The sequence below is a fragment of the Mizugakiibacter sp. genome, from assembly GCF_039680435.1.
GTDB lineage: Bacteria > Pseudomonadota > Gammaproteobacteria > Xanthomonadales > Rhodanobacteraceae > Mizugakiibacter.
The window spans coordinates 1-23,890 of the sequence record NZ_JBDKSX010000046.1; the positions used below are offsets into that span (position 1 = coordinate 1).

General features: G+C 71.6%; 26 protein-coding genes. 9 read left to right on the forward strand and 17 right to left on the reverse strand.

What is annotated here, in order from left to right; genetic code table 11:
• The 5 genes from ABFC67_RS05340 to efp form a co-directional block, all read right to left on the reverse strand.
• Nucleotides 1-654: squalene/phytoene synthase family protein (locus tag ABFC67_RS05340; RefSeq protein ID WP_346737013.1), on the reverse strand; the 654-nt coding region annotated here is incomplete at its 3' end.
• Nucleotides 651-1,319, reverse strand: a complete 669-nt coding sequence (gene gph, locus ABFC67_RS05345; protein ID WP_346737014.1) for a phosphoglycolate phosphatase — start codon at nucleotides 1,317-1,319, stop codon at nucleotides 651-653. The genes gph and ABFC67_RS05340, both read right to left, overlap by 4 nt.
• Nucleotides 1,316-2,020: a bifunctional 2-polyprenyl-6-hydroxyphenol methylase/3-demethylubiquinol 3-O-methyltransferase UbiG gene (ubiG, locus tag ABFC67_RS05350; RefSeq protein WP_346737015.1), complete on the reverse strand. Its 705-nt coding sequence runs from the start codon at nucleotides 2,018-2,020 to the stop codon at nucleotides 1,316-1,318. The genes gph and ubiG overlap by 4 nt, the downstream gene beginning before the upstream one ends.
• 86 nt (nucleotides 2,021-2,106) lie before the next feature.
• On the reverse strand, nucleotides 2,107-3,432 hold the full coding sequence (locus ABFC67_RS05355) for a TRZ/ATZ family hydrolase (RefSeq protein WP_346737016.1): 1,326 nt from the start codon (nucleotides 3,430-3,432) through the stop codon (nucleotides 2,107-2,109).
• A 7-nt stretch (nucleotides 3,433-3,439) separates the two neighbouring features.
• Nucleotides 3,440-4,006: an elongation factor P gene (gene efp / locus ABFC67_RS05360; RefSeq protein WP_346737017.1), complete on the reverse strand. Its 567-nt coding sequence runs from the start codon at nucleotides 4,004-4,006 to the stop codon at nucleotides 3,440-3,442.
• Nucleotides 4,007-4,093: 87 nt separating this feature from the next.
• On the opposite strand from efp, the gene epmB reads away from it, so the two are divergent.
• Entirely contained in the window at nucleotides 4,094-5,107 is a 1,014-nt protein-coding gene (epmB, locus tag ABFC67_RS05365; protein WP_346737018.1) for an EF-P beta-lysylation protein EpmB, read from the forward strand.
• Between the two features lie 123 nt (nucleotides 5,108-5,230).
• The gene (locus ABFC67_RS05370; RefSeq protein ID WP_346737019.1) at nucleotides 5,231-7,300 is read left to right on the forward strand and encodes an EAL domain-containing protein; all 2,070 of its coding nucleotides are present in this window, start codon (nucleotides 5,231-5,233) and stop codon (nucleotides 7,298-7,300) included.
• Nucleotides 7,301-7,380: 80 nt separating this feature from the next.
• On the opposite strand, the gene rplS is transcribed toward ABFC67_RS05370, so the two are convergent.
• The 5 genes from rplS to ffh form a co-directional block, all read right to left on the reverse strand.
• A complete protein-coding gene (rplS, locus tag ABFC67_RS05375; RefSeq protein WP_346737020.1) occupies nucleotides 7,381-7,740 on the reverse strand; it encodes a 50S ribosomal protein L19 in 360 nt (119 codons plus the stop codon).
• 44 nt (nucleotides 7,741-7,784) lie between these two features.
• Entirely contained in the window at nucleotides 7,785-8,534 is a 750-nt protein-coding gene (gene trmD / locus ABFC67_RS05380; RefSeq protein ID WP_346737021.1) for a tRNA (guanosine(37)-N1)-methyltransferase TrmD, read from the reverse strand.
• Between the two features lie 35 nt (nucleotides 8,535-8,569).
• On the reverse strand, nucleotides 8,570-9,082 hold the full coding sequence (gene rimM, locus ABFC67_RS05385) for a ribosome maturation factor RimM (RefSeq protein WP_346737022.1): 513 nt from the start codon (nucleotides 9,080-9,082) through the stop codon (nucleotides 8,570-8,572).
• Between the two features lie 7 nt (nucleotides 9,083-9,089).
• Nucleotides 9,090-9,341, reverse strand: a complete 252-nt coding sequence (rpsP, locus tag ABFC67_RS05390; RefSeq protein WP_346737023.1) for a 30S ribosomal protein S16 — start codon at nucleotides 9,339-9,341, stop codon at nucleotides 9,090-9,092.
• A 170-nt stretch (nucleotides 9,342-9,511) separates the two neighbouring features.
• Entirely contained in the window at nucleotides 9,512-10,879 is a 1,368-nt protein-coding gene (gene ffh / locus ABFC67_RS05395; RefSeq protein WP_346737024.1) for a signal recognition particle protein, read from the reverse strand.
• A gap of 96 nt (nucleotides 10,880-10,975) precedes the next feature.
• On the opposite strand from ffh, the gene ccsA reads away from it, so the two are divergent.
• Together ccsA and ABFC67_RS05405 are read left to right on the forward strand one after the other, a co-directional pair.
• Entirely contained in the window at nucleotides 10,976-11,773 is a 798-nt protein-coding gene (ccsA, locus tag ABFC67_RS05400) for a cytochrome c biogenesis protein CcsA (RefSeq protein ID WP_346737025.1), read from the forward strand.
• A gap of 71 nt (nucleotides 11,774-11,844) precedes the next feature.
• Nucleotides 11,845-12,222 (forward strand): PilZ domain-containing protein, encoded by a 378-nt coding sequence (locus ABFC67_RS05405; protein ID WP_346737026.1) that lies wholly within the window; start codon nucleotides 11,845-11,847, stop codon nucleotides 12,220-12,222.
• Here the strand turns inward: ABFC67_RS05405 and radA are convergent, their stop codons facing one another.
• The 7 genes from radA to ABFC67_RS05440 form a co-directional block, all read right to left on the reverse strand.
• Nucleotides 12,223-13,602, reverse strand: a complete 1,380-nt coding sequence (gene radA, locus ABFC67_RS05410) for a DNA repair protein RadA (protein WP_346737027.1) — start codon at nucleotides 13,600-13,602, stop codon at nucleotides 12,223-12,225.
• Nucleotides 13,603-13,751: 149 nt separating this feature from the next.
• On the reverse strand, nucleotides 13,752-14,834 hold the full coding sequence (gene alr / locus ABFC67_RS05415) for an alanine racemase (RefSeq protein WP_346737028.1): 1,083 nt from the start codon (nucleotides 14,832-14,834) through the stop codon (nucleotides 13,752-13,754).
• Nucleotides 14,835-15,021: 187 nt separating this feature from the next.
• Entirely contained in the window at nucleotides 15,022-16,410 is a 1,389-nt protein-coding gene (locus ABFC67_RS05420) for a replicative DNA helicase (RefSeq protein WP_346737029.1), read from the reverse strand.
• A gap of 220 nt (nucleotides 16,411-16,630) precedes the next feature.
• On the reverse strand, nucleotides 16,631-17,080 hold the full coding sequence (rplI, locus tag ABFC67_RS05425) for a 50S ribosomal protein L9 (RefSeq protein ID WP_346737030.1): 450 nt from the start codon (nucleotides 17,078-17,080) through the stop codon (nucleotides 16,631-16,633).
• A gap of 95 nt (nucleotides 17,081-17,175) precedes the next feature.
• Entirely contained in the window at nucleotides 17,176-17,406 is a 231-nt protein-coding gene (gene rpsR, locus ABFC67_RS05430) for a 30S ribosomal protein S18 (RefSeq protein WP_346737031.1), read from the reverse strand.
• Nucleotides 17,407-17,420: 14 nt separating this feature from the next.
• The gene (gene rpsF / locus ABFC67_RS05435; RefSeq protein ID WP_346737032.1) at nucleotides 17,421-17,828 is read right to left on the reverse strand and encodes a 30S ribosomal protein S6; all 408 of its coding nucleotides are present in this window, start codon (nucleotides 17,826-17,828) and stop codon (nucleotides 17,421-17,423) included.
• 247 nt (nucleotides 17,829-18,075) lie between these two features.
• Nucleotides 18,076-18,402, reverse strand: coding sequence for an iron-sulfur cluster assembly accessory protein (locus tag ABFC67_RS05440; protein ID WP_346737033.1), 327 nt, complete (start codon nucleotides 18,400-18,402; stop codon nucleotides 18,076-18,078).
• A gap of 123 nt (nucleotides 18,403-18,525) precedes the next feature.
• Between ABFC67_RS05440 and asnS the strand changes: the two genes are divergently transcribed.
• Genes asnS through ABFC67_RS05465 form a run of 5 tightly spaced genes read left to right on the forward strand, consistent with a single transcriptional unit; the run spans nucleotide 18,526 to nucleotide 23,886 of the window.
• Entirely contained in the window at nucleotides 18,526-19,926 is a 1,401-nt protein-coding gene (gene asnS / locus ABFC67_RS05445; RefSeq protein ID WP_346737034.1) for an asparagine--tRNA ligase, read from the forward strand.
• A gap of 6 nt (nucleotides 19,927-19,932) precedes the next feature.
• Nucleotides 19,933-20,718, forward strand: a complete 786-nt coding sequence (locus ABFC67_RS05450) for a hypothetical protein (protein WP_346737035.1) — start codon at nucleotides 19,933-19,935, stop codon at nucleotides 20,716-20,718.
• Nucleotides 20,719-20,756: 38 nt separating this feature from the next.
• Complete coding sequence (locus ABFC67_RS05455) at nucleotides 20,757-21,548, forward strand: SDR family oxidoreductase (protein WP_346737036.1); 792 nt, start codon at nucleotides 20,757-20,759, stop codon at nucleotides 21,546-21,548.
• A 39-nt stretch (nucleotides 21,549-21,587) separates the two neighbouring features.
• A complete protein-coding gene (gene nei / locus ABFC67_RS05460) occupies nucleotides 21,588-22,379 on the forward strand; it encodes an endonuclease VIII (RefSeq protein WP_346737037.1) in 792 nt (263 codons plus the stop codon).
• A gap of 52 nt (nucleotides 22,380-22,431) precedes the next feature.
• Nucleotides 22,432-23,886: an aldehyde dehydrogenase gene (locus ABFC67_RS05465; protein WP_346737038.1), complete on the forward strand. Its 1,455-nt coding sequence runs from the start codon at nucleotides 22,432-22,434 to the stop codon at nucleotides 23,884-23,886.
• Nucleotides 23,887-23,890: the final 4 nt, after the last annotated feature.

Sequence of the window (23,890 nt, forward strand, 5' to 3'; positions counted from 1 at the left end):
CCGTGCCGCGTCCATCGCCGCCGCCAGCGCGCGCACCTGGTCGCGCAGCGCGGCGCTGCGCGCGGCGGACGGCCGCGTCAGATCCTCGCGGGTCAGCTGATGCCGCGCCAGCAGCGCCATCGGCAGCGGCAGGCGTTCGTGGCCGCCCTCCGCATCCAGCGAGGCCAGCGCGGCGCCCAGATGGCCCAGCGCCGCCAGCCGCGCGGCGCGCGCCGGCGCAGCCTCGGGGCCGTACCAGAACGCCGTCTCCAGCGCGGCCAGCGCGCCGTGGAAGCGTTCGGCGGCGGCGAGCTGGGCGTCGAAATCGGGCACGCTGCCCTGCCCCAGCCGCTCCAGCGCGGCCGTCACCGGCGCGACGTACAGCGCCGCCGGCAGTGCCGCCGCGCGCGCATCGGCGAACAGCGCCTGGGTGAGCGGGTGCAGCGCCTCGCCCTGGCGCGCGCGCGCCAGTTCCTCGCCCCACCAGTTCAGCTTCACCGCCGCCACGTGCGGCTCGCGGATGCCGTAGGTGGCCGCGATCAGCTCATGCTCCAGGCAGGCCAGCGCGCAGCAGGCGTCGCGCTGCGCGGCGCCGAGGTAGCCCAGCGCGATCGCCTGTCCGGGCTCGGCGGTCAGCCACTTGCCGAGGAAACTTTCGAAACCCGAATCGCTCATGCGCAGTCCAGCCAGTCGATCAGGTCGGTCGGCGCGAGCGCCACCGCGTCGGCGTTCCAGGCGTGCGGGTCGCCGCCGTCGAGGTAGCCCCAGGCGGCCGCCACCGTGTAGGCGCCGGCGGCACGGCCGGCCTCGACGTCGCGCAGGTCGTCGCCGACGAACAGGCAGCGCCGCGGATCGAGCGCGATCTGCGTGCAGGCGTGCAGCACCGGCGCCGGATCGGGCTTCTTCACCGCCAGCGTGTCGCCGGACACCACCACCGCGGCGCGCTGCGCCAGGCCCAGCCGCTGCAGCAGCGGCGCGGTGAGGAAGCCGGGCTTGTTGGTGACCACGCCCCAGTGCACCCCGCATCCCTCCAGCGTGGACAGCAGCGCCTCGACGCCGTCGAACGGCCGCGTGCCTGCGCCGAGCACTTCGGCGTAGAGATCGAGATAGCGCGGCAGCAGCGCCGCGATCGCGTCGTCTTCGGCCGCGGGGAAACCGCGACGCAGCACCGCGCGCGCGCCGCGCGAAACCACCGCGCGCACCGTCGCGTACGGCGGCGGCGCCACGCCGCGCTCGCCGCACAGCGCATCCAGCGCGGCGGCCAGGTCGGGAGCGCTGTCGAGCAGGGTGCCGTCGAGGTCGAACAGCACGCCATCGACGCGTTGCGGCAGCGGCTTCATGCGGGCTTGCGCGCGCACAGCAGATAGTTCACGGCGGTGTTCTCCACGAGGCGCGCCTGGCGCGTCAACGGGTTGTAGGACAGGCCTTCCACTTCCTCGAGTTCCAGCCCGGCCCGGCGCAGCAGCGCGGCCAGTTCCGACGGGCGCAGGAACTGCGCATAGTGGTGGGTGCCGCGCGGCAGCAGGCGCAGCAGGTACTCGGCGCCGACGATCGCCGCGGCGAAGCTGGCCGGGGTGCGGTTCAGCGTGGACAGGACCAGGCGCGCGCCGGGCTTGAGCAGGCGCGCGAGGTCGGCGACCAGCGCCGCCGGGTCGGGCACGTGCTCGATCAGCTCCATGCAGCAGACCGCGTCGAAACCTTCCGGTTCGGCCGCCGCCAGCTCGGCCGAGCCGCACACGCGGTAATCGACCTCCAGTCCGGATTCGTGCAGGTGCAGGCGGGCAACGTCGATCAGCGCCGCGCCGAGGTCGATGCCGACCACCGTCGCGCCCGCGCGCGCCAGCGCCTCGCTGAGCAGGCCGCCGCCGCAGCCGACGTCGGCCACGCGCGCGCCGCGCAGCGCGACGCGCGCGGCAACGAAGTCGGCACGCACCGGATTGAGATCGTGCAGGGGGCGGGACTCGCCGTCGGGATCCCACCAGCGTGAGGCGAGCCGCTCGAATCGCGCGATTTCTTCGGGGCTGACATTGGCCGTTTGCATGGCGTGTACCGTAGGGCGGGTCCCGACCCGCCGTCGTGATTCAAGTCATCGCAAGCGCCGGGCGGGAGCGGCGGATCGAAATCGTGTCAAACCGCGACGATGCGCTCGCGCCAGGCGCGCGCCTTGGCGCGCAGCGCGTCGGCGTCGAGGCCGGTCAGCGCGCGCGCGGCGAGCTGGCGGCGGCCGTCGATCCAGACGTCGCTGACCTGCTGCCGGCCCGCGGCGTAGATCAGTTGCGAGATCACGTTGTACAGCGGCTGCGTTTCCAGCGCATCCAGCCGTACCGCGGCCAGGTCGGCGCGCTTGCCCGGCGCGATCGAGCCGATGCGCTCGCCCAGGCCGAGCGCGCGCGCGCCGTCCAGGGTGGCGGCGCGCAGCGTCGCGGCGGCGTCGAAGGCGCTGGCGTCGCCGGCGACGCCTTTCGCCAGCAGCGCCGCGGTGCGCATCTCGCCGAACATGTCGAGGTCGTTGTTGCTGGCGCAGCCGTCGGTGCCCAGCGCGACGGTCACGCCGGCGCGGCGCAGCTTTTCCACCGGGCAGAAGCCGGACGCCAGCTTGAGGTTCGACTCCGGACAGTGCACCACCGACACGCCCGCCTCCGCGCACAGCGCGATCTCGGCGTCGGTGAGCTGGGTCATGTGCACGGCAATCAGACGGTCGTTGACGATGCCGAGCTTCTGCAGCCGCTGCAACGGGCGCAGGCCGGTTTCGCGCTTCGCCTCCTCGACCTCGTGCGCGGTCTCGTGCAGGTGCAGGTGCACCGGGATGTCGAGCTGGTCGGCCAGCGTGCGGATGCGTTCGAACGCCTCGTCCGACACCGTGTACGGCGCGTGCGGCGCGAACGCGGCGCCGATCAGCGCGTCGCCGCGGAAGTCGTCGTGCACGGCCAGCGCGCGCTCGAAGTACTCGTCGCGGCTCTTCGCCCAGGCGCTGGGGAATTCGATCAGCGGCAGGCCGACCACGGCGCGGAAGCCGAGCCGGCGGTAGGTCGCGGCGATCACGTCGGGGAAGAAGTAGTTCTCGTTGGCGCAGGTGGTGCCGCCGCGCAGCATCTCGGCGACCGCCAGCTCGACGCCGTCGCGCACGTACTCGGGGCCGAGCACGCGCGCCTCGACTGGCCAGATGTGCTGCTGCAGCCAGACCATCAGCGGCAGGTCGTCGGCGAGTCCGCGCAACAGCGTCATCGGGTTGTGCGTGTGCGCGTTGACCAGGCCGGGGATCAGCGCGTGCTCGTCGAGCACGACGCTTTCGCGCGGGGCGAAGGCCGCACGCGCCGCCGCGCCCGGCAGCACGGCGACGATCGCGCCGCCGTCCACCGCCACGGCGTGCTGCTCGAGCACCGTGCCGTGCGGTTCTACCGGCACCACCCAGCGGGCTTCGATCAGCAGATCGATCTCGCGCGGTGCGCTCACGCCGGCCTCACTTCACGCGGCCGACGTACTCGCCGGTGCGGGTGTCGACCTTGATCACCTCGTCCTGCCCGACGAACAGCGGCACGCGCACCACCGCGCCGGTTTCCAGCTTGGCCGGCTTGCCGCCGCCGCCGGAGGTGTCGCCGCGCACGCCCGGATCGGTTTCGACGATCTTCAGCTCGACGAAGTTCGGCGCCGTCACCGACAGCGGCACGCCGTTCCACAGCGTGACGATGCACTCCTCCTCGCCCTTCAGCCACTGCGCGGCGTCGCCCATCGCGGCCTTGTCGGCGGTGTGCTGCTCGAAGGTGTCCGGCTGCATGAAGTGCCAGAACTCGCCGTCGGTGTAGAGGTACTGCATGTCGGTGTCGACCACGTCGGCGCCCTCGACGGACTCGTTCGCCTTCAGCGTCTTTTCGACGGTGCGGCCGTTCCTGAGGTTGCGGATGCGGATGCGGGTGAACGCCTGCCCCTTGCCGGGCTTGATGAACTCCGCCTCGACGATGGTGTAGGGATCGCCGTCGACGATGATCTTCAGGCCGTTCTTGACGTCGTTCAGTCCGTAGGTCGCCATGGGGGTGCTCCGATACGAAAAAGCCGCCCCGGGAAGCGGCTAGAATGGGATGTTCAGCGGGGCACGCCGCCCCATCCGAGACCGCGCATGATAACCGCAAGCCCCGCTCCCGCGCAGCCGTCGCCGGCCCTGGCCGACTGGCGCCAGCTCTGGCGCGAGGCGGTGACCGATGCGCGCGAGCTGCTCGCCCTGCTCGACCTGGACCGGCTTGCCGGGAAGTTGCCGGCGGACGATGCCGGCTTCCCGCTGCGCGTGCCGCGCGGCTTCGTCGCGCGCATGCGCCGCGGCGACCCGCGCGACCCCCTGCTGCTGCAGGTGCTGCCGCAGCTCGCCGAGCTGGACGCCGCGCCCGGCTACAGCCGCGACGCGGTCGGCGACCTGGGCGCGCTTGCCGCGCACGGCGTGCTGCACAAATACGCTGGCCGCGCGCTGCTGATCGCCAGCGGCTCCTGCGCGGTCAACTGCCGCTACTGCTTCCGCCGCCACTTCCCCTACGCCGAGGAGATCGCCGCGTCCGCGCACTGGCGCGAGGCGCTGGCGCACCTGCGCGCCGACACCTCGCTGTCGGAGGTGATCCTGTCCGGCGGCGATCCGCTGTCGCTGTCCACGGCCAAGCTGGCCGACCTGACCACCGGGCTGCGGGAGATCCCGCACGTGCGCCGGCTGCGCATCCACTCGCGCCTGCCGGTGGTGCTGCCGGAACGGATCGACGCCGAGTTCTGCGCCTGGCTGTCCGCCCTGCCGCAGCAGCGCGTGGTCGTGCTGCACGCCAACCACCCGGCCGAGATCGATGCAGGCGTCGCCGCCGCCTGCGCGCGCCTGCGCCAGGCCGGCGCGACCCTGCTCAACCAGTCGGTGCTGCTGAAGGGCGTCAACGACGACGACGCGGTGCTGGCGGCGCTGTCCGAACGCCTGCTCGAGGCCGGCGTGCTGCCCTACTACCTGCACCAGCTCGACCGCGTCGAGGGTACCGCCCACTTCGAGGTCGACGACGCCCGCGCCCGCGCGCTGGTCGAGGCCTTGCGCGCGCGCCTGCCCGGCTACCTGGTGCCGCGACTGGTGCGCGAGGTCGCCGGCGATCCGGCCAAGCGTCCGCTGTGAGGCGGCCGCCCGCCGTCGTTGTGGAAATGGGCGGTGGGTTCGGGTAAAACCGAACTGCCGCGGTTTACGCTCGCAACGGAACGGCGGCCCGTTTGCGGCCGTACCGCGCCCTGAGTCCCACGCATGAAGCAGGACAACGTCACCAAGATCCTTTTCATAGAGGACGCCCTCGAAGACGCCGAACAGGTCACCGGCATGCTGCGCAACGGCGGCATCGCCGTGCGCCCCGCGCGCGCCGGCAACGAGGCAGAACTCGAAAGCGCGCTGGAGAGCCTGGCCCCCGACCTGGTGCTGGCCAACCCGGCCACGCGCGACCTCAAGCTGGGCGACGTCGCGCGCATGCTCGACGCCACCGGCAAGGACATCGTGCTGATCGCGATGGTCGCGCACGCCGACGACAAGACCATCTGCGACGCCTTCCTCGCCGGCGCGCGCGCGCTGGCGCTGCGCAGCCGCCCCGACCAGATGCAGGCGATCGTGCGACGCGAGGCGGAGGCGCTGGTGATGCGCCGCAGCGTGCGCCGGCTGGAGGCCGCGTTGCGCGAATCCGAGCGCCGCTGCGACGCGCTGCTGGATTCCTCGCGCGACCCGATCGCCTACGTGCACGAGGGCGTGCACGTGCGCGCCAACAAGGCCTACCTCGAGATGTTCGGCTTCGAGGACTTCGAGGAGGTGCAGGGCCTGACCCTGCTCGACCTGGTCGCGCCCGCCAACACCGAGGATTTCAAGGCGCTGCTGAAGCGCCTGTCGCGCGGCGAGAAGCCGCCGCCGCGGCTGGAGCTGAAGGCGCAGCGCGCCGACGGCTCCACCTTCGACGCGGTGATGGAGTTCGCCCAGGCCACCTTCGAGGGCGAGCCCTGCATCCAGATCGTGTTCCGCCGGCAGGAGGCCGATTCGGCGCTGGCCGAGCAGCTCGACGCGCTGCGCTCGCGCGACCCGGTCACCGACCTGTTCAATCGCAGCCACATGCTCGACGTGCTGGACGAGGCGGTGGCCGCGGCCGCGGCCGGCAACACCAGCCGCGCGCTGCTGCTGATCGAGCCCGACAATTACCGCAACCTGGTCGACTCGGTCGGACTGGGCAGCGCCGACAGCCTGCTGCGCGCGCTGGGCGCCCGGCTGGCCGCGCAGCTCGACGCGCACGACATCGCCGGGCGCATTTCCGACCACACCTTCGGCGTGCTGCTGGGCGGCGCGGAGGCGTCGGCGCAGGCCGTCGCCGAACGCATCCGCGGCGCCGTCGAAACGCACATTTTCGAGGCCGGCACGCAGTCGATCAGCCTGACCATCAGCATCGGCGGCAGCCTGATCGGCGAGAAGAACGCCAACTCCCCGACCGTACTCGCCCAGGCCACCAGCGCGCTGCGCAACGCGCAGAACACCGGCGGCAACCGCGCCGACATCCACGACCCCGCCGCCAAGGACAAGGCCGAGGCGGAAAAGGAGCGCCACTGGCTGGCGCTGGTGCAGCACGCGCTGGCCAGCAACGGCTTCGTGCTGTACTACCAGCCGGTGATCAGCCTGCAGGGCGCCGAGGGCGAGCACTACGAGATCCTGCTGCGCCTGCGCGGGCCGAAGGGCGAGGTGCTGCCCGGCTACTTCCTGCCGATCGCCGAACGCCACGGCCTGCTGCCGGCGATCGACCGCTGGGTGATCGGCAACGCGATCCGCGTGCTCGCCGAGCGCAAGCGCGAGGGTGCGCTGGCCACGTTCTTCCTCAAGATCACGCCGCAGTCGCTGGAGGACGAGACGCTGGCGCCGTGGATCGGCCAGCAACTCGCCGCCGCCGGCGTGCCCGGCCGCGCGCTGGTGCTGGAGATGCCGGAGAGCAAGGTAGTGACCAGCCTGAAGCCGGCGCGCGCGTTCGTCGACGCGCTCAAGCAGTTCGGCTGCGGCTTCGCGCTGGAGCAGTTCGGCTCCGGGCTGAACTCGTTCCAGTTGCTCAAGCACATCGACGCCGGCTATCTGAAGATCGACCGCAGCTACATGGCCGAGCTGCCGAAGCACCCCGAGAACCAGGAGCGCGTGCGCGAGCTGTGCACCCAGGCGCAGGCCGCCGGCAGGCTGACCGTGGCGGAATGGGTGGAAGACGCCGCCAGCATGTCGATCCTGTTCACCTGCGGCGTGGCCTTCGTGCAGGGCAACTTCCTGCAGGAGCCGGAGAAGGTGATGGCCTACGAGCTGGCCGGCTAGGCTCGCGGCGGGCGACGCGCAACAAAAGAAGCCGCGCGGGTCGCCCCGCGCGGCTTCTTCGTTTCCGCAGGCCCGCCGGCTTACTTGGTGACGGCGCCGATGTCTTCCTTGATGCGCGCCGCCTTGCCCTCGAGACCGCGCAGGTAGTACAGCTTGGCGCCGCGCACCTTGCCGCGACGCTTGACCGACACCGACTCGATCGCCGGGCTGTGGGTCTGGAACACGCGCTCGACGCCGGTGCCGTGCGAGATCTTGCGCACGGTGAAGGCCGAATTGAGTCCCCTGCTGCGCTTGGCGATCACCACGCCCTCGAAGGCCTGCACGCGCTCGCGGTTGCCTTCCTTCACCTTGACGTTGACCACCACCGTGTCGCCCGGGCTGAACTCCGGCAGTTGGCGGGTCATCTGCGCGGCTTCGAACTGCTCAACGATCTTGTTCATGGCACACCACCGATAAGTATCAATCCGGCCGGGCCGTTCGGGCCTCAGCATGTCGCCGCACGATGCTCGCGGCAGAATTCCTCAAGCAGCCGACGCGCTTCCGCGTCCAGCGCCAACCGCGCCAGCAGGTCCGGCCGGCGCAGCCAGGTGCGGCCCAGCGACTGCTTCAGGCGCCAGCGGCGGATCGCCGCGTGGTCGCCGGACAGCAGCACCGGCGGCACCGATCCCAGCACGTCCTGCTCGGGCCGCGTGTAGTGCGGGCAATCGAGCAGGCCGTCCGAGAACGAATCCTGCTGCGCGGACTGCGCGTCGTTCAGCGCGCCCTCCTGCAGCCGGCCGACCGCGTCGATCAGCACCGCCGCGGCCAGCTCGCCGCCGGACAGCACGTAGTCGCCGATGGAGATCTCCTCGTCAACCGCGTGCGCCAGCAGGCGCTCGTCCACGCCCTCGTACCTGCCGCAGAGCAGCGTGCAGCGCGGCATCCGCGCCAGCTGCGCCACCCTGCGCTGCGTGAGCCGCGTTCCCTGCGGGCTCAGGTAAATCACGTGCGCCGGCTCCGGCGCCGCCGCCCGCACCGCGGCCAGCGCCGCGCGCAACGGGTCGATCATCATCACCATCCCCGGGCCGCCGCCGTAGGGGCGGTCGTCCGCGGAGCGGTAGCTGTCGGTGGCGAAGTCGCGCGGGTTCCAGGTCTCGACCTGCAACAGCCCGCGTTCCTGCGCCCGACCCACCACGCCCACGCCGGCGCACTGGCGCACGAATTCGGGGAACAGCGTGACGACGTCGATGCGCATCGCCCCTCGTCCGTGCCGGCGGTCGCCCGCCGCCTTCAGAAATCCGGATCCCAGTCCACCACGATGCGGCCCGCGTCGAGATCGACCGACCGCACGTGCTGCCCGGGCACGAACGGGATCAGCCGTTCGCGATCGCCGTCCCGCACCACCAGCACCGGATGGACGCCGGTGTCGAACAGGTGGCTGACCCGGCCCAGCGCCGTGCCCTCCACCGTGACCACCTCGAGTTCCTCGAGGTCGGTCCAGTAGTACTCGCCCGTGCCCAGCGGCGGCAGCGCCGCCCGCGGCACCCAGATCGGCACGCCGGTCAGGGCCGCCGCCTGGTCGCGATCGGCGACGCCGGGCAGCTCGGCCACCAGGCCCTTGCCCTGCTCCCGTCCGCGCGCACCGCGCAGTTCGCGGAACTCGCCCGGGCCGGTCTCGAGCAGCCAGGGCTGGTAATCGAAAATCGCGAGGCGCGGCTCGGCCCAGGATTCGAGCTTCACCCAGCCGCGCACCCCGGACACCCCGACGATGCGCCCCATCCGGACGCGCCGTTCGCCGGGCATGCCGACCTCAGGCAGCCTGCTTCGAGGCTTCCTTGACCAGCGCGCGCACCTTGTCGGTCAGCTGCGCACCCTTGGCCACCCAGGCCTGCACCTTGGCCACGTCCAGCTCCAGGCGCTTCTCCGCGCCGGACGCCACCGGGTTGTAGTAGCCCACGCGCTCGATGCTGCGGCCGTCGCGCTTGTCGCGCTGGTCCGCCACCACGACGTGGAAGAACGGGCGACCCTTGGCGCCGGCGCGCGCAAGACGAATCTTCACCATACGATACGAACTCCAGAGTTGCCGCGAGGCCGGCAGCCGCTTTCAGGCCGGTGCGGGAAACGCGGCATTTTAACGGAAATCGGCGGAAAGGGAAGGGTTTGGCGCAAGCCGCGGCCGCAAAGCCGCCGCCACGCCTCGATCGCGGGCGCCCAAGCGCCCGACGCCTGCGATCAGCGCATCGGCGGCACGCCGCCGCGTTTGAGCGCGCCCTGCATCTGCCGCATCAGGCCCTTCATGCCGCCCGAGGCCAGCTTGGACATCATCTTTTCCATCTGCTGGTACTGCTTCAGCAGGCGGTTGACGTCGGCCGGCTGCTGCCCGGCGCCGCGCGCCACGCGCGCGCGCCGCGAGCCGTTCAGCAGATCGGGGTGACGGCGCTCCTTCTTGGTCATCGACTGGATGATCGCGATCATGCGCTTGATCTCGCGGTCGTCGACCTTGGACTTGACGCTGTCCGGCAGGCTGCCGACGCCGGGCAGCTTGTCCATCAGCGCGCCCAGCCCGCCCATGTTGACCATCTGCTCGAGCTGGTCGCGCATGTCGTTCATGTCGAAGCGCTTGCCCTTGACCACCTTCTCGGCGAGCTTGGCGGCCTTTTCCTGGTCGACCTTGCGCTCGACTTCCTCGACCAGGCTGAGCACGTCGCCCATGCCGAGGATGCGCTGCGCGATGCGGTCGGGATGGAACGGCTCCAGCGCGTCGGTCTTTTCACCGGCGCCGAGGAACTTGATCGGCCGGCCGGTGACGTAGCGCACGCTGAGCGCGGCGCCGCCGCGCGCGTCGCCGTCGGTCTTGGTCAGGATCACCCCGGTCAGCGGCAGCGCCTCGGCGAACGCCTTGGCGGTGGTCGCCGCGTCCTGGCCGGTCATCGAATCGACCACGAACAGGGTCTCGACGGGATTCAGCGCCGCATGCAGCGCCTTGATCTCGTCCATCATCGCCGCATCGACGTGCAGGCGGCCGGCGGTGTCGACGATCAACACGTCGGCGACCTCGCGGCGCGCGGCGTCGACCGCGGCGCGGGCGATCGCCACCGGATCCTGCGCGCCGGTCGAGGGGAAGAAGCCCACCCCGACCTGCGCGGCCAGCGTCTGCAATTGCTCGATGGCGGCCGGACGGTACACGTCGCAGCTCACCACCATCACCTTTTTCTTCTTGCGCTCGACGAGGAAGCGCGCCAGCTTGGCCACGGTGGTGGTCTTGCCCGCGCCCTGCAGGCCGGCCATCAGCACGACCGCGGGCGGCTGCTGGGCGAGATTCAGTTCGGTGTTGACCGTGCCCATCAGCGCGGTCAGCTCGTCGCGCACCACCTTCACCAGCGCCTGGCCTGGGGTGAGGCTCTTCAGTACCTCCTGGCCGACCGCGCGCACCTGCACGCGCTGGATCAGCGCCTGCACCACCGGCAGGGCGACGTCCGCCTCGAGCAGCGCGATGCGCACCTCGCGCAGCGATTCGCGGATGTTGGCTTCGGTCAGGCGGCCGCGCCCGCGCAGGCGCTGCGCGGTGGCGGAAAGGCGCTGGCTGAGCGACTCGAACATGATCGGCAGGACGCAGGTCGGGAAAGCGCGCCAGTATACCAGCGGGTCCAGGGAGCGTTTGCGGACACCCCGCGCTGTGCCAAACTCGCGCGCATCATGCCGATCATTCCGACCTCCCTGCTCGCGATCGCCGGCTACCTGGGCGCTGCCGCCCTGCTGGCCGCTCCGCTGACCGGCTGGCCACGCCGGCCGCGTACCTCCGCCCTGCTGCTGGGCGCGCTCGCCGCGCTGCTGCACTTCGCCGCGCTGCTGGGCATGCATCGCGGCGCGCTCGACCTGCACTTCTTCGCCGCGCTCTCGCTGGTCGGGGCGCTGGTGGCGGCGCTGACCTTGCTGGTCAACCTGACCCGCCCGGTCGCCGGGCTCGGCGTGATCGTGTTTCCGCTGGCCGCCGCGCTGCTGGCGCTGGACGTGTTCGTGGCGCCGCCGACCGCACCGGTGGCGCTGGGCTGGCAGATCAAGCTGCACGTCGCCGTCGCCCTGCTCGGCTACGGCGTGCTCTCGATCGCGGCGCTGCTGGCGCTCCTGCTGGCCGCGCAGGAGCGCGCGCTGCGCCTGCACCGGCCCGGCCGGCTGGTGCTGGCGCTGCCGCCGCTGACGCAGACCGAGGCGCTGATGTTCCGCCTGATCGGCGCCGGTTTCGCGCTGCTCACCCTGACCCTGCTCAGCGGCCTGCTGTTCATCGAGGACATCCGCGCCCAGCACCTGATCCACACCACCGTGCTGTCGATCGCCGCCTGGCTGGTGTTCGGCACGTTGCTGTGGGGACGCTGGCGTTGGGGCTGGCGCGGCCGCCGCGCGGTACGCTTCACGCTGGCCGGGATGGCCGTGCTGCTGCTCGCCTTCTTCGGCAGCAAGTTCGTGCTCGAGCTGGTGCTGCAGAGGGTGCGCTGAGCGCCGGGCTTGAACCGTACGGCAACGCACGCGCAGAATCCGCGCCGCAGGGGAGCGAGGGGACCATCGACATGGACACGGACTCCGGTCAGCCCGAAGCAGACCGCCGACGCTTCCGGCGCGTGCCGCTGGAAGGCAGCGTGCGCCTCTACTCCGGCAGCACGATGTGGGAAACCGACCTGCTCGACCTTTCGCTGAAGGGCGTCCTGGTCGCGCGGCCGGCCGCGTGGACGGGCGCGTCCGGCGCGCGCTTCCGCATGGACCTGCGCGTCAACGGCACGCTGGTGATCAGCATGGGCGTCGAGGCCGCGCGCATCGAGGCCGATCGCCTCGCCTTCGCCTGGGACCGCATCGACCTCGACAGCTTCGCGCGCCTGAAGCGGCTGATCGAACTGAACCTCGGCCGCCACGAGCAACTGCACCGCGAACTGGCCGCGCTGGGCAGCTAGCTAACCCGCCGCGGCCAGCGCCTCGGCCAGGCGTTCGACCGCGATCACCTCCAGCTCGCCGTAGCGGCCCTTCTTCGGCGCGTTGGCCCGCGGCACGATCGCGCGCGCGAAGCCGTGCGTCGCCGCTTCCTTCAGGCGCTCCTCGCCGTTCGGCACCGGGCGGATCTCGCCGGACAGGCCGACCTCGCCGAAGGCGACCGTCTTCTCCGGCAGCGGCCGGTCGCGCAGGCTGGACAGCACCGCCAGCAGCACCGGCAGGTCGGCGGCGGTTTCCTGCACGCGGATGCCGCCAACCACGTTGATGAACACGTCCTGGTCGTAGGCGGCGACGCCGCCGTGGCGGTGCAGCACCGCCAGCAGCATCGCCAGCCGGTTCTGCTCCAGGCCCAGAGCGACGCGGCGCGGATTGCCCAGCGAGGACTGGTCGACCAGCGCCTGCACCTCGACCAGCAGCGGGCGCGTGCCCTCGCGCGTGACCATCACCGCGCTGCCCGGCGTCGGCACGCTGTGCGCGGAGAGGAAGATCGCCGAGGGGTTGGGCACCTCGCGCAGACCCTTGTCGCCCATCGCGAACACGCCGAGCTCGTTGACCGCGCCGAAGCGGTTCTTGAACGCGCGCAGCACGCGGAAGCGGCTGCCCGACTCGCCCTCGAAGTACAGCACCGCGTCGACCATGTGCTCGAGCACGCGCGGGCCGGCGATGCCGCCCTCCTTGGTAACGTGGCCGACCAGGAACACGCCGGTGCCGCTCTCCTTGGCGAAGCGCACCAGCTTCGCCGCCGATTCGCGCACCTGGCTGACCGAGCCGGGCGCGGCGGTCAGGAGTTCCGTCCAGATCGTCTGGATCGAGTCGATCACCAGCACGCGCGGGCGCGCCTCGACGGCGCGCTCGAGGATGCGTTCGACGCAGGTCTCGGCCAGCGCCTGCAGCGGCGCCAGCGGCAGGCCGAGCCGCTGCGCGCGCGAGGCCACCTGCGCCAGCGACTCCTCGCCGGTCACGTACACGCCGCTCATGCGGTCGCCCAGCGCACCCAGCATCTGCAGCAGCAGCGTCGACTTGCCGATGCCCGGATCGCCGCCGATCAGCACCACCGAGCCGTCGACCAGGCCGCCGCCGAGCACGCGGTCCAGCTCGCCGATGCCGACGCGGCTGCGCGATTCCTCGCCCGCCGCCACCTCGGTCAGCGGCGTGATGCGCGCTGCGCCTTCCGCGGCGCCGGCATAGCCGCCGCGGCGCGCGCCGCTGGCCGCCGCCTTCGCCGGCTCGACCACGAATTCGGACAGCGAATTCCACACGCCGCACTCCGCGCACTGGCCCTGCCACTTGTTGTGCTCGGCGCCGCACTCGGCGCAGACGTAGGCGGTCTTGGCCTTGGCCATGGATGTCCTCGAAGTCATGGCGCCGTGCGCCCCTGCCCTGCGGCGGCGGCGGCCGCAACCCGATTGCAGGCGTCGGCCGCCCGCGGCCGAAACCGCGCCCACACGATATCCCGGCCGTGTCGCAAGAAGCGATACGGCGCGGGCCGCATTCAGGCCTCGTCCTCGGCGAACAGCACGCGGCGGGTGACGCCGCAGGTGAGCTCGTAGCTGATCGTGCCGGCGTGCGCGGCGACGGTTTCGACCGGCAGCGCGGGGCCCCATAGCGTCACGGCATCGCCGACGCGCGCAGCGGGCGCTGCGCGCAGGTCCACCGTGAGCAGATCCATCGACACGCGGCCGACGATCGCCGCGCGGCGGCCGCCGACCAGCACCGGCGTGCCGGCAACGGCGCTGCGCGGGTAGCCGTCGCCGTAGCCGATCGCGGCGACGCCGACCGGCATGTCCTCGGGCGCCTCCCACGTCGCTGCGTAGCCGACGCGCTCGCCCTTGCGGATGCGGTTGACCGCGACCAGCCGCGTCGCCAGCGTCATCGCCGGGCGGAAGCCGAAGTCGGCGCCGCACTTGCCCTCGACCACCGCGAGTCCGTACAGCAGGCCGCCGACGCGCACCCAGTCGCCGCGCGCGTCCGGCCAGCCCAGCACGCCCGCCGAGTTGGACAGCGCGCGCTCGCCGGCGAGGCCGCGGGTGGCGGCGACGAAGCGCTCGATCTGCCGCGCGGTCAGCGCGTTGTCGAACTCGTCGGACGCGGCGAAGTGCGTCATCAGCGCGATCTCGGGATGCGCCGCCGGCAGCGCGCGCAGGCGCGCATGCACCTCGGCCGCGCGCTCGGGCGAAAAACCGAGCCGGTGCATGCCGGTGTCGAGCTTCAGCCACACGCGCAGCGGGCGCGGGTCGCGGTCGGCGGCCAGCCAATCGAGCTGGCTGTCGTGGTGGATCACCGCCTCCAGGCCGAGCCGGCGCATCTCGGCGAGATCGGCCGGCGCATCGGGCCCGCTGAGCACGATGATGCGCTGGCGATGCCCGGCCGCGCGCAGGCGCAGGCCGTCGGCGATCGCCGCCACGCCGAACGCCTCGGCCTCGTCCAGCGCGCGCGCCACGCGTTCGAGGCCGTGGCCGTAGCCGTCGGCCTTGACCACCGCCATCACGTGCGCGCCCTGCGCGCGTTCGCGGATGCGCGCGAGGTTGTGGCGCAGCGCGCCGAGGTGGATGGTGGCGAGGGCGGCGCGGCTCATGCAGAGCGGGACTCGGGGCTCGGGACTCGGGACTCGGCAAAGCAGGCGCGTCGAGCCTTGGCATGCCGCGGCCGACACGCCGGCTTTCTTGGCGAGCGATGCGGTGAAAGACCGGACGGCCTGCCCGCCGCGGCCACAATCGCGGCCGAGACATCCCGAGTCCCGAATCCCGAGTCCCGAGCCCCGGTCATTCCATCATCCCTGCGTACGCGTCCCCCGCGTGGTTCTCGAACTTGGTGTACTGGCCGAGGAAGGTCAGCTTGACCGTGCCGGTGGGGCCGTTGCGCTGCTTGCCGATGATCACCTCGGCGAGGCCCTTGTCCGGCGATTCGGGGTTGTAGTACTCGTCGCGGTAGATGAACAGGATCACGTCGGCGTCCTGCTCGATGGCGCCGGACTCGCGCAGGTCGGCCATCACCGGACGCTTGTCGGTGCGCTGTTCCAGCGAACGGTTGAGCTGCGAGAGCGCGATCACCGGGATGTCCAGCTCCTTGGCCAGGGCCTTCAGTCCACGCGAGATTTCTGAAATTTCGGTGGCGCGGTTCTCCTTGTTGCCGGGCACCGCCATCAGCTGCAGGTAGTCGATCACGATCAGGCCGAGGTCGTGCTCGCGCTTGAGCCGGCGCGCGCGCGCGCGCAGCTCGCCGGGCGACAGCGCCGGCGTGTCGTCGATGAAGATCTTGGCCTCGCTGAGCAGGGTGATGGCCTGGGTCACGCGCGGCCACTCCTCCTCGGCGAGATCGCCGGTGCGCAGGTGCTGCTGGTTGATGCGGCCGAGCGAGGAGATCAGGCGGAACGCCAGCTGCGAGGCGGACATTTCCATCGAGAACACCGCCACCGCCTTCTTCGTCTTCATCGCCGCGTACTCGGCGAGGTTCAGCGAGAACGCGGTCTTGCCCATGGCCGGGCGCGCGGCGACGATGATCAGGTCGGAAGCCTGCAGGCCGGCGGTCATCTCGTCGAGGTCGACGAAGCCGGTCGGCAGTCCGGACACCGAACCGCGGTTCTCGTAGCGCTGGTGCAGGATCTGGAACGCGTCCTTGACCGCCGAACGCATCGACACGAAGCCCTTGCGCCCGCGCGCGCCGGCCTCGGCGATGCGGAACACGCGCTGTTCGGCGGTCTCGACGATTTCCTGCGTGGAGCGGCCGTCCGGGCGGTAGCCGTCGCCGGCGATCTCGGTGCCGGCGTCGATCAACTGCCGCAGCACCGACTTCTCGCGCACGATGTCGGCGTAGGCGACGATGTTGGCCGCGCTCGGCGTGGCGTTGGCCAACTCGATCAGGTAGGCGGCGCCGCCGACCATCTCGGCCAGGCGCTGCGACTCGAACCACTCGCCCAGCGTCACCGCGTCGCAGGGCATGCTCTTGTTGGACAGCTCGCTGATCGCGCGGAAGATCAGCCGGTGGTCCTTGCGGTAGAAGTCGTCCTCGCCGATGCGGTCGGCGACGCGATCCCAGCTCTCCGGCGCCAGCATCAGGCCGCCCAGCACGGCCTGCTCGGCCTCGATCGAATGCGGCGGCACGCGCAGCGCGTCGATGCGCGGTGCGGGATTGCGATCAGGCGAGACGGCCATGGCACACCTTGGCGTTCGGGGCGGACAGCGGGCGAAGGCTACGCATCATACGCAGCGCAACCGCGGCTGCCGATACAACAACCCTGTGCGAAAACCCGCCGGCCGCGGTGGGCAACCTGTGGACAAACTGTGTGCGGATACGGTCGCAGGCCTTGCGACGCCGCCAAAAAACGACGGGCGCCTGTTGGCGCCCGCCGGGGTACCCGACCGCATGGTGCAATCACTGCTCGGCGACGATCGCCACCTTGACCGTGGTCTGCACGTCGGCGTGCAGCGCGACCTGCACCTCGTACTCGCCGACGTTGCGCAGCGGGCCTTCGCCCAGGATCACCTCGCTCTTCTCGAGCTCGAGGCCCTGCGCGCTGAACGCCTCGGCGATGTCGCGCGGGCCGACCGAGCCGTACAGCTTGCCCTCGGGGCTGGCGTTGGCGGTGATCGTGATCGCGGCGTTCTCCAGCTTCGCCTTGCGCGCCTCGGCGGTCGACAGCAGCTCGTTCGACTTGGCCTCGTACTCGGCGCGGCGCTTCTCGAAGTCGGCGAGGTTGGCCGCCGTGGCCGCCACCGCCTTGCCCTGCGGCACCAGGTAGTTGCGACCGTAGCCGGGCTTCACCTTGACCTTGTCGCCAATGGCGCCCAGGCCACGCACTTTCTCAAGCAGGATCAGTTCCATCGTGGATTCCTCATTCGTTAGCGCCGGCCGTGCCGGCGCAACTCACGCTGTCCGAATGACGGCCCCGCCGAAGCGGGACCGGCAAGGCGCGTCGATCAATAGAAATGGTTGTCGCTGTACGGCAGCAGGGCCAGGAAGCGCGCGCGCTTGACCGCGGTCGACAGCTGGCGCTGGTAGCGCGCCTTGGTGCCGGTGATGCGGCTCGGCACGATCTTGCCGGTCTCGGTGATGTACTGGCGCAGCGTGTTGAGATCCTTGTAGTCGATCTCCTTCACGCCCTCGGCGGTGAAGCGGCAGAACTTCTTGCGGCGGAAGAATTTGGACATGGTCGTCTCCGGTCTCAGGCGGCTTCGTCGCTGGCGCCGCTATCGGCGTCGCCGCCGAGCCCTTCCTCGTCGCGACGACGGGAACCCTTGCCTTCCTCCTTCTCCTTGCTCTTCATGATCGGCGAGAGCTCGGTGACGGCCTCGTCGCGGCCGATGATGAGGTGGCGCAGCACCGCGTCGTTGAAGCGGAAGCCGGATTCCAGCTCGTTGAGCGCGGTCTGGCCGCACTCGATGTTCATCAGCACGTAGTGGGCCTTGGCCAGGTGCTGGATGGGATAGGCGAGCTGGCGACGGCCCCAGTCCTCGAGGCGGTGGATCGTGCCGCTGTCGGCCTCGATCAGCGTCTTGTAGCGCTCGATCATGGCCGGCACCTGCTCGCTCTGGTCCGGATGGACCAGGAAAACGACTTCATAGTGACGCATGGTGGCTCCTTGTGGATGCGGCCCTCGCGGGCCCCGCAGCCTCCCGTCGCGGCGGTGAGGCAAGGTTCGCCGGCGCAAGGCGCGGCGAGCCGGCTATGTTAGGGCGAAGCCGCCCGCCGGCGCAAGTTCAAGTGTTTGAATGCGGAGCGGTTGGCGCCGCGCCCGATCCGCAACCGGGCCGGAGGCGCCGCCTCGGCCGGCAGGCACAGCGGATCGGGGCCGCGCCGCGCCTGCCGCGCCCCCGCGCTCAGCCGACCGTGAAGCTCTCGCCGCAGCCGCAGGCGCCGGTGACGTTGGGATTGTCGAACACGAAGGCGGCGTTGATGCCTTCGCGGCGGAAGTCGATCTCGGTGCCGTCCAGCAGCGGCAGGCTCTCCGCATCGACCACCAGGTGCACGCCGCTCACCTCGAACACGCGGTCGTTGGCGCCGATCTTGTCGGCGAGGTCGACGCTGTAGGTGTAGCCGGAGCAGCCGGACGGATGCGCGCCGAAACGCACGCCCGCAGCGCCGGGCTGCTTGGCGAGGAACTCGTGCATGCGTTCGCGGGCGGCGGCGGTGATGCGGATGGTCATGATCGCGGTGCCTTCTGGGGGGTTGGAAGGACCGCGATTGTACTGCACGCGGCGCGGGGCTTCGCTATCATCGCGACCTTTGCCAGGCCCGCGAACGCGGCGCCGAATCGGGAGTTTTCATTCATGGCGGTGACCAGCGTGAAGCAGGCGCTGTCGGGCGCGGTGGCGCCCGGCACGGAGGTGACGGTGCGCGGCTGGGTGCGCACGCGGCGCGATTCCAAGGCCGGCCTGTCCTTCGTCAACGTCAGCGACGGCTCCTGCTTCGACCCGATCCAGGTGGTCGCGCCGGCGACGCTGCCGAACTACGCCAGCGAGGTGCAGCACCTCGGCGCCGGCTGCGCGGTGGTCGCCACCGGCACGCTGGCGCCCTCGCAGGGCAAGGGCCAGGCGTTCGAGATCCAGGCGACGGCGATCGAGGTCTGCGGCTTCGTCGACGATCCCGAAACCTATCCGATCCAGCCGAAAGCGCATTCGCTGGAATTCCTGCGCGAGGTGGCGCACCTGCGCCCGCGCACCAACCTGTTCGGCGCGGTGGCGCGCGTGCGCCACACACTGGCCGCGGCGGTGCACCGCTTCTTCCACGAGCGCGGCTTCCTGTGGATCAACACGCCGATCATCACCACCTCCGACGCCGAGGGCGCCGGGCAGATGTTCCGCGTGTCGACGCTGGACCTGGCGAACCTGCCGCGCGACGCCAGCGGCGGCATCGACTTCGGCAAGGACTTCTTCGGCAAGGAGACCTTTTTGACGGTCTCCGGCCAGCTCAACGTCGAGGCCTACTGCCTGTCGCTGAGCAACGTCTACACGTTCGGCCCGACCTTCCGCGCGGAGAACTCCAACACGCCGCGGCACCTCGCCGAGTTCTGGATGATCGAGCCGGAGATCGCCTTCGCCGACCTCGACGCCGACGCGCGCCTGGCCGAGGACTTCCTCAAGTACCTGTTCCGCGCCGCGCTGGAGGAGCGCCCGGACGACATGGCGTTCTTCGCCGAGCGCGTGCTGCCGGAGGCGGTCGAGCGCCTGGAGAAGTTCATCGCCGCGCCGTTCGAGCGCATCGACTACGCCGATGCGGTCGAGATCCTGAAGAAATCCGGCAGGACGTTCGAGTTCCCGGTCGAATGGGGCGTGGATTTGCAGACCGAGCACGAGCGCTACCTGACCGAGCAGCACGTCGGACGGCCGGTGGTGGTGATGAACTACCCCGAGCGCATCAAGGCGTTCTACATGCGCCTCAACGACGACGGCCGCACCGTCGCCGCGATGGACGTGCTGGCGCCCGGCATCGGCGAGATCATCGGCGGCAGCCAGCGCGAGGAGCGTCTCGACATGCTCGACCGGCGCATGCAGCAGTTCGGCCTCGACCCCGCGCACTACCAGTGGTACCGCGACCTGCGCCGCTACGGCACCGTGCCGCATGCCGGCTTCGGCCTCGGCTTCGAGCGCCTGGTCTGCTACGTGTGCGGCCTGGCCAACATCCGCGACGCGATCCCGTACCCGCGCGCGCCGGGCCACGCGGAATTCTGAGGCCCCATGCGGTCCGGTGCCGCCCTCGCGATCCTGCTCGCCGCCGGCCTCGGCGCCGGCTGCTCGATCGTGCCCGCGCTGCCGCTGCCGCAGGCGCCGCAGGAACCGACCCTTGCCGAGGCCGGCGCGCGGCTGGCGCAGCGCACGCCGTGCTGCCGCGACTGGAGCGAACTCGCATTCCGCGCGCGCCTGCCGGCGGAGCCGCAGCGCTTCCGGTTCGACGATCCGATGCCGGTGGTCGAGATCGACGGCCAGCGCAGCTATGCGCTGGGGCTGCGCCTGCCCGCGGCCGACCCGCCCTACTCCGTGCTGTTCAAGGCCGAGCTGAGCGGCCGCTGGCTGCGCACCAGCTACCTGTTCGCGCCGACCGTGGTGCTGCTCGACGCCGACCTGCGCACGCTGCGCGTGGTCGACGTGCCGCTGTGCGAATCGATCGGCCTGACCGATGCCACCACCGGCGCCTTCGGCCGCGTCGACGTGGACGATCCGCGCGCGCGCTTCATGGTCGTCGCCAGCTCGGCGCGCCAGCTTGCCGCCACCACCTACTGGGAACAGTCGCCGGCCGGACTCGGCAACGACGTCCTGACCGGCGGCAGCGGCACGCTCGGCAAGCCGCCGACGATGGCATCCTCCGGCAGCTTCCAGATCCCGCACGGCCCGGCCGGCACGCTTCACGTCGGCCGGCTCACCCCGAAGTACGCGCGCGTGCTCGACGACGCCATCTGCGGCAAGCCCGGCCAGGGCCAGGGCCTGCTGAAGGACGTGCGCGACGTGATCCGCAAGCAGTTCTGAGCGCGGCGCGGCAACGCGCGGCCCGGCGAGGAGGACGCATGCAGCTCGATCTCAACGGCAGGCACGCGCTGGTCTGCGGCGCTTCGCAGGGCATCGGCCATGCCGCGGCGGTGGAATTGGCGCGACTCGGCGCCGACGTCACCCTGCTGGCGCGCTCGGCCGAAGCGCTGGCCGATGCGGCCGCCGCGCTGCCGCGCACGCACGCGGCGCAGCGCCACGGCGCGCTGGCCGCGGACATGGCCGACGCCGATGCGCTGCGCGAGCGCGTCGGCGCGCTGGTCGCGCAGCGCCCCGTGCAGATCCTGGTCAACAACAGCGGCGGCCCGCCCGGCGGGCCGGCGCACCTCGCCGAACCCGACGCCTACCTCGCCGCTTTCCGCCAGCACCTGATCGGCGGACAGGTGCTGGTGCAGACGCTGCTGCCGGGCATGCGCGCGGCGCGCTACGGCCGCATCGTCAACGTGATCTCGACCTCGGTGAAGGAGCCGATCGCCAACCTCGGCGTGTCCAACACCGTGCGCGCGGCGGTGGCGAGCTGGGCGAAGACGCTGGCGTCCGAGCTGGCCGCCGGCGGCATCACCGTCAACAACGTGCTGCCCGGCTTCACCCGAACGCAGCGCCTCGCCGGCCTGATCGCCGCCAACGCCAAATCCAGCGGCAGAAGCGAGGACGACATCGCGCGCGGCATGCTCGCCCTGGTCCCCGCCGGCCGCTTCGGCGAACCGGAGGAAGTCGCCGCGGTGATCGCCTTCCTGTGCACGCCGGCGGCAGCTTACGTCGACGGCGTCAGCATCGCCGTGGACGGCGGGCGCACGCGGACGCTGGCGTGAGCGCCGCGCACACCCTTCCGCCGCGCACCGGCAGCGCGGATGCCTGAAGGCCCCGAGATCCGCCGTGCCGCGGACGCGCTGGCCGCCGCCGTGGTCGGCGTGCCGCTGGCCGGGGCCTGGTTCGCCTTCGACGCGCTGAAACCCTACGCGCGCCGGCTGCGCGGACGCCGCATCGAGGCGATCGCTCCGCACGGCAAGGCGCTGCTGACCCGCTTCGACAACGGCCTCACGCTGTACACGCACAACCAACTGTACGGCGTGTGGCGGGTGGTCGATGCCGGCCAGCGCCCGGCGAGCTCGCGCGCGCTGCGCGTCGCGCTGGAAACCGCGCACAAGGGCATCCTGCTGTACAGCGCCTCGGACATCGAGATCTGGCCGAGCGCGCGCGTGCACGAGCATCCGTTCCTCGCCCGGCTCGGCCCCGACGTGCTCGATCCCGCGCTGGAGGAAGCGGCGGTCGCCGCGCGGCTGGTCGCGCCGCGCTTCGCGCGCCGCGCGCTGGCGGGCCTGCTGCTGGACCAGGGCTTCCTCGCCGGGCTGGGCAATTATCTGCGCGCGGAAATCCTCTGGCAGGCGCGGCTGGCGCCGTCGCGGCGCCCCGTCGACCTCGACACCGACGCGTGCGCCGCGCTGGCGCAGGCGCTGCTCGGCGTGCCGCGCCATTCCTACCGCACGCGCGGCCGTCCGCGCGGCGGCCAGCTGCAGGACACGCCGTTCCGCTTCCGCGTCTTCGAACGCACGGGCGAGCCCTGCGAGCGTTGCGGCACGCCGATCGAGAAGCGCGCACAGGGCGGGCGGCCGCTGTACCTGTGCCCGCGCTGCCAGCGCTGATGCGCGCGCGTACGGTTCCCCTCGCCCGCCGCCAGCCGCTAAGCTCGTGCGCATGACCGCGCCGCTCACCCTCGCCAACCTGATCGACGGCCACCTGCAGCCGCCGCGCCACGGCCGCTATCTCGACGTGATCGAACCCGCCACCGGCGCCGCGCTCGCGCGCTGTCCGGACAGCGACGGCGCCGACGTCGACGCGGCGGTCGCCGCCGCGGCGCGCGCCGCGCCCGGCTGGGCGGCGACGCCGGCCGGCGCGCGCGCGCGCCTGCTGGATCGCCTGGCCGACCTCGTCGAGGCCAACCTCGACGCGCTGGCCGCCGACGAGTCGCGCGACAGCGGCAAGCCGCTGGCGCTGGCGCGCAGCCTCGACATTCCGCGCGCGGTGTCCAACCTGCGCTTCTTCGCCGACGCGATCACGCAATGGTCCAGCGAGGCGCACGCGATGGAGGCGGGCGCGATCAACTACACGCTGCGCCAGCCGCTCGGCGTGGTCGGCTGCATCAGCCCGTGGAACCTGCCGCTCTATCTCTTCACCTGGAAAATCGCGCCGGCGCTGGCCGCCGGCAACGCGGTGGTGGCCAAGCCCAGCGAGATCACCCCGCTGACCGCGTTCCGTCTCGCCGAGCTGGCGATCGAAGCGGGTTTTCCGCCGGGCGTGCTGAACGTCGTGCAGGGCACCGGCCCGGCGGTCGGCCAGGCGATCGTCGAGCACGCCGGGGTGAAGGCGATCTCGTTCACCGGCTCGACGCGTACCGGCGCGGCGATCGCCGCGGCCGCGGCGCCGAAGTTCAAGAAACTGTCGCTGGAGCTGGGCGGCAAGAACCCGACGCTGGTGTTCGCCGACTGGGACGGCAGCGACGCCAGCCTCGACACGCTGGTGCGCTCGGCGTTCGCCAACCAGGGCCAGATCTGCCTGTGCGGCTCGCGCATCCTGGTCGAGCGTCCGGCCTACGCCGAATTCCGCGAGCGCTTCGTGGCGCGCGCCGCCGCGCTGCGCGTCGGCGACCCCGCGGCGGCGGACACCGATCTCGGCGCGATCGTCTCGCCGGCGCAGTACGACAAGGTCATGGGTTACATCGACCTCGCCCGCGCCGAAGGCGGCCGCATCCTGTGCGGCGGCGCGCCGGTGCGCGTCGAGGGCCGCTGCGCCGAAGGGCGCTTCATCGCGCCGACCGTGGTCGAAGGGCTGCCGGCCGACTGCCGCGTCAACCAGGAAGAGATCTTCGGCCCGGTCGCCACGCTGATCCCGTTCGATCGCGAGGACGAGGCGCTGGCGATCGCCAACGGCACGCCCTACGGGCTCGCCGCCTCGTTGTGGACGCGCGACCTCGCGCGCGCGCACCGCGTCGCGGCGCGGCTCGAATCCGGCATCGTCTGGATCAACTGCTGGCTGCTGCGCGACCTGCGCACGCCGTTCGGCGGCGTCAAGCAATCCGGCGTCGGCCGCGAAGGCGGCACCGATGCCCTGCGCTTCTTCACCGAAGCCAAGAACGTTTGTATTCGCTACTGAGGAC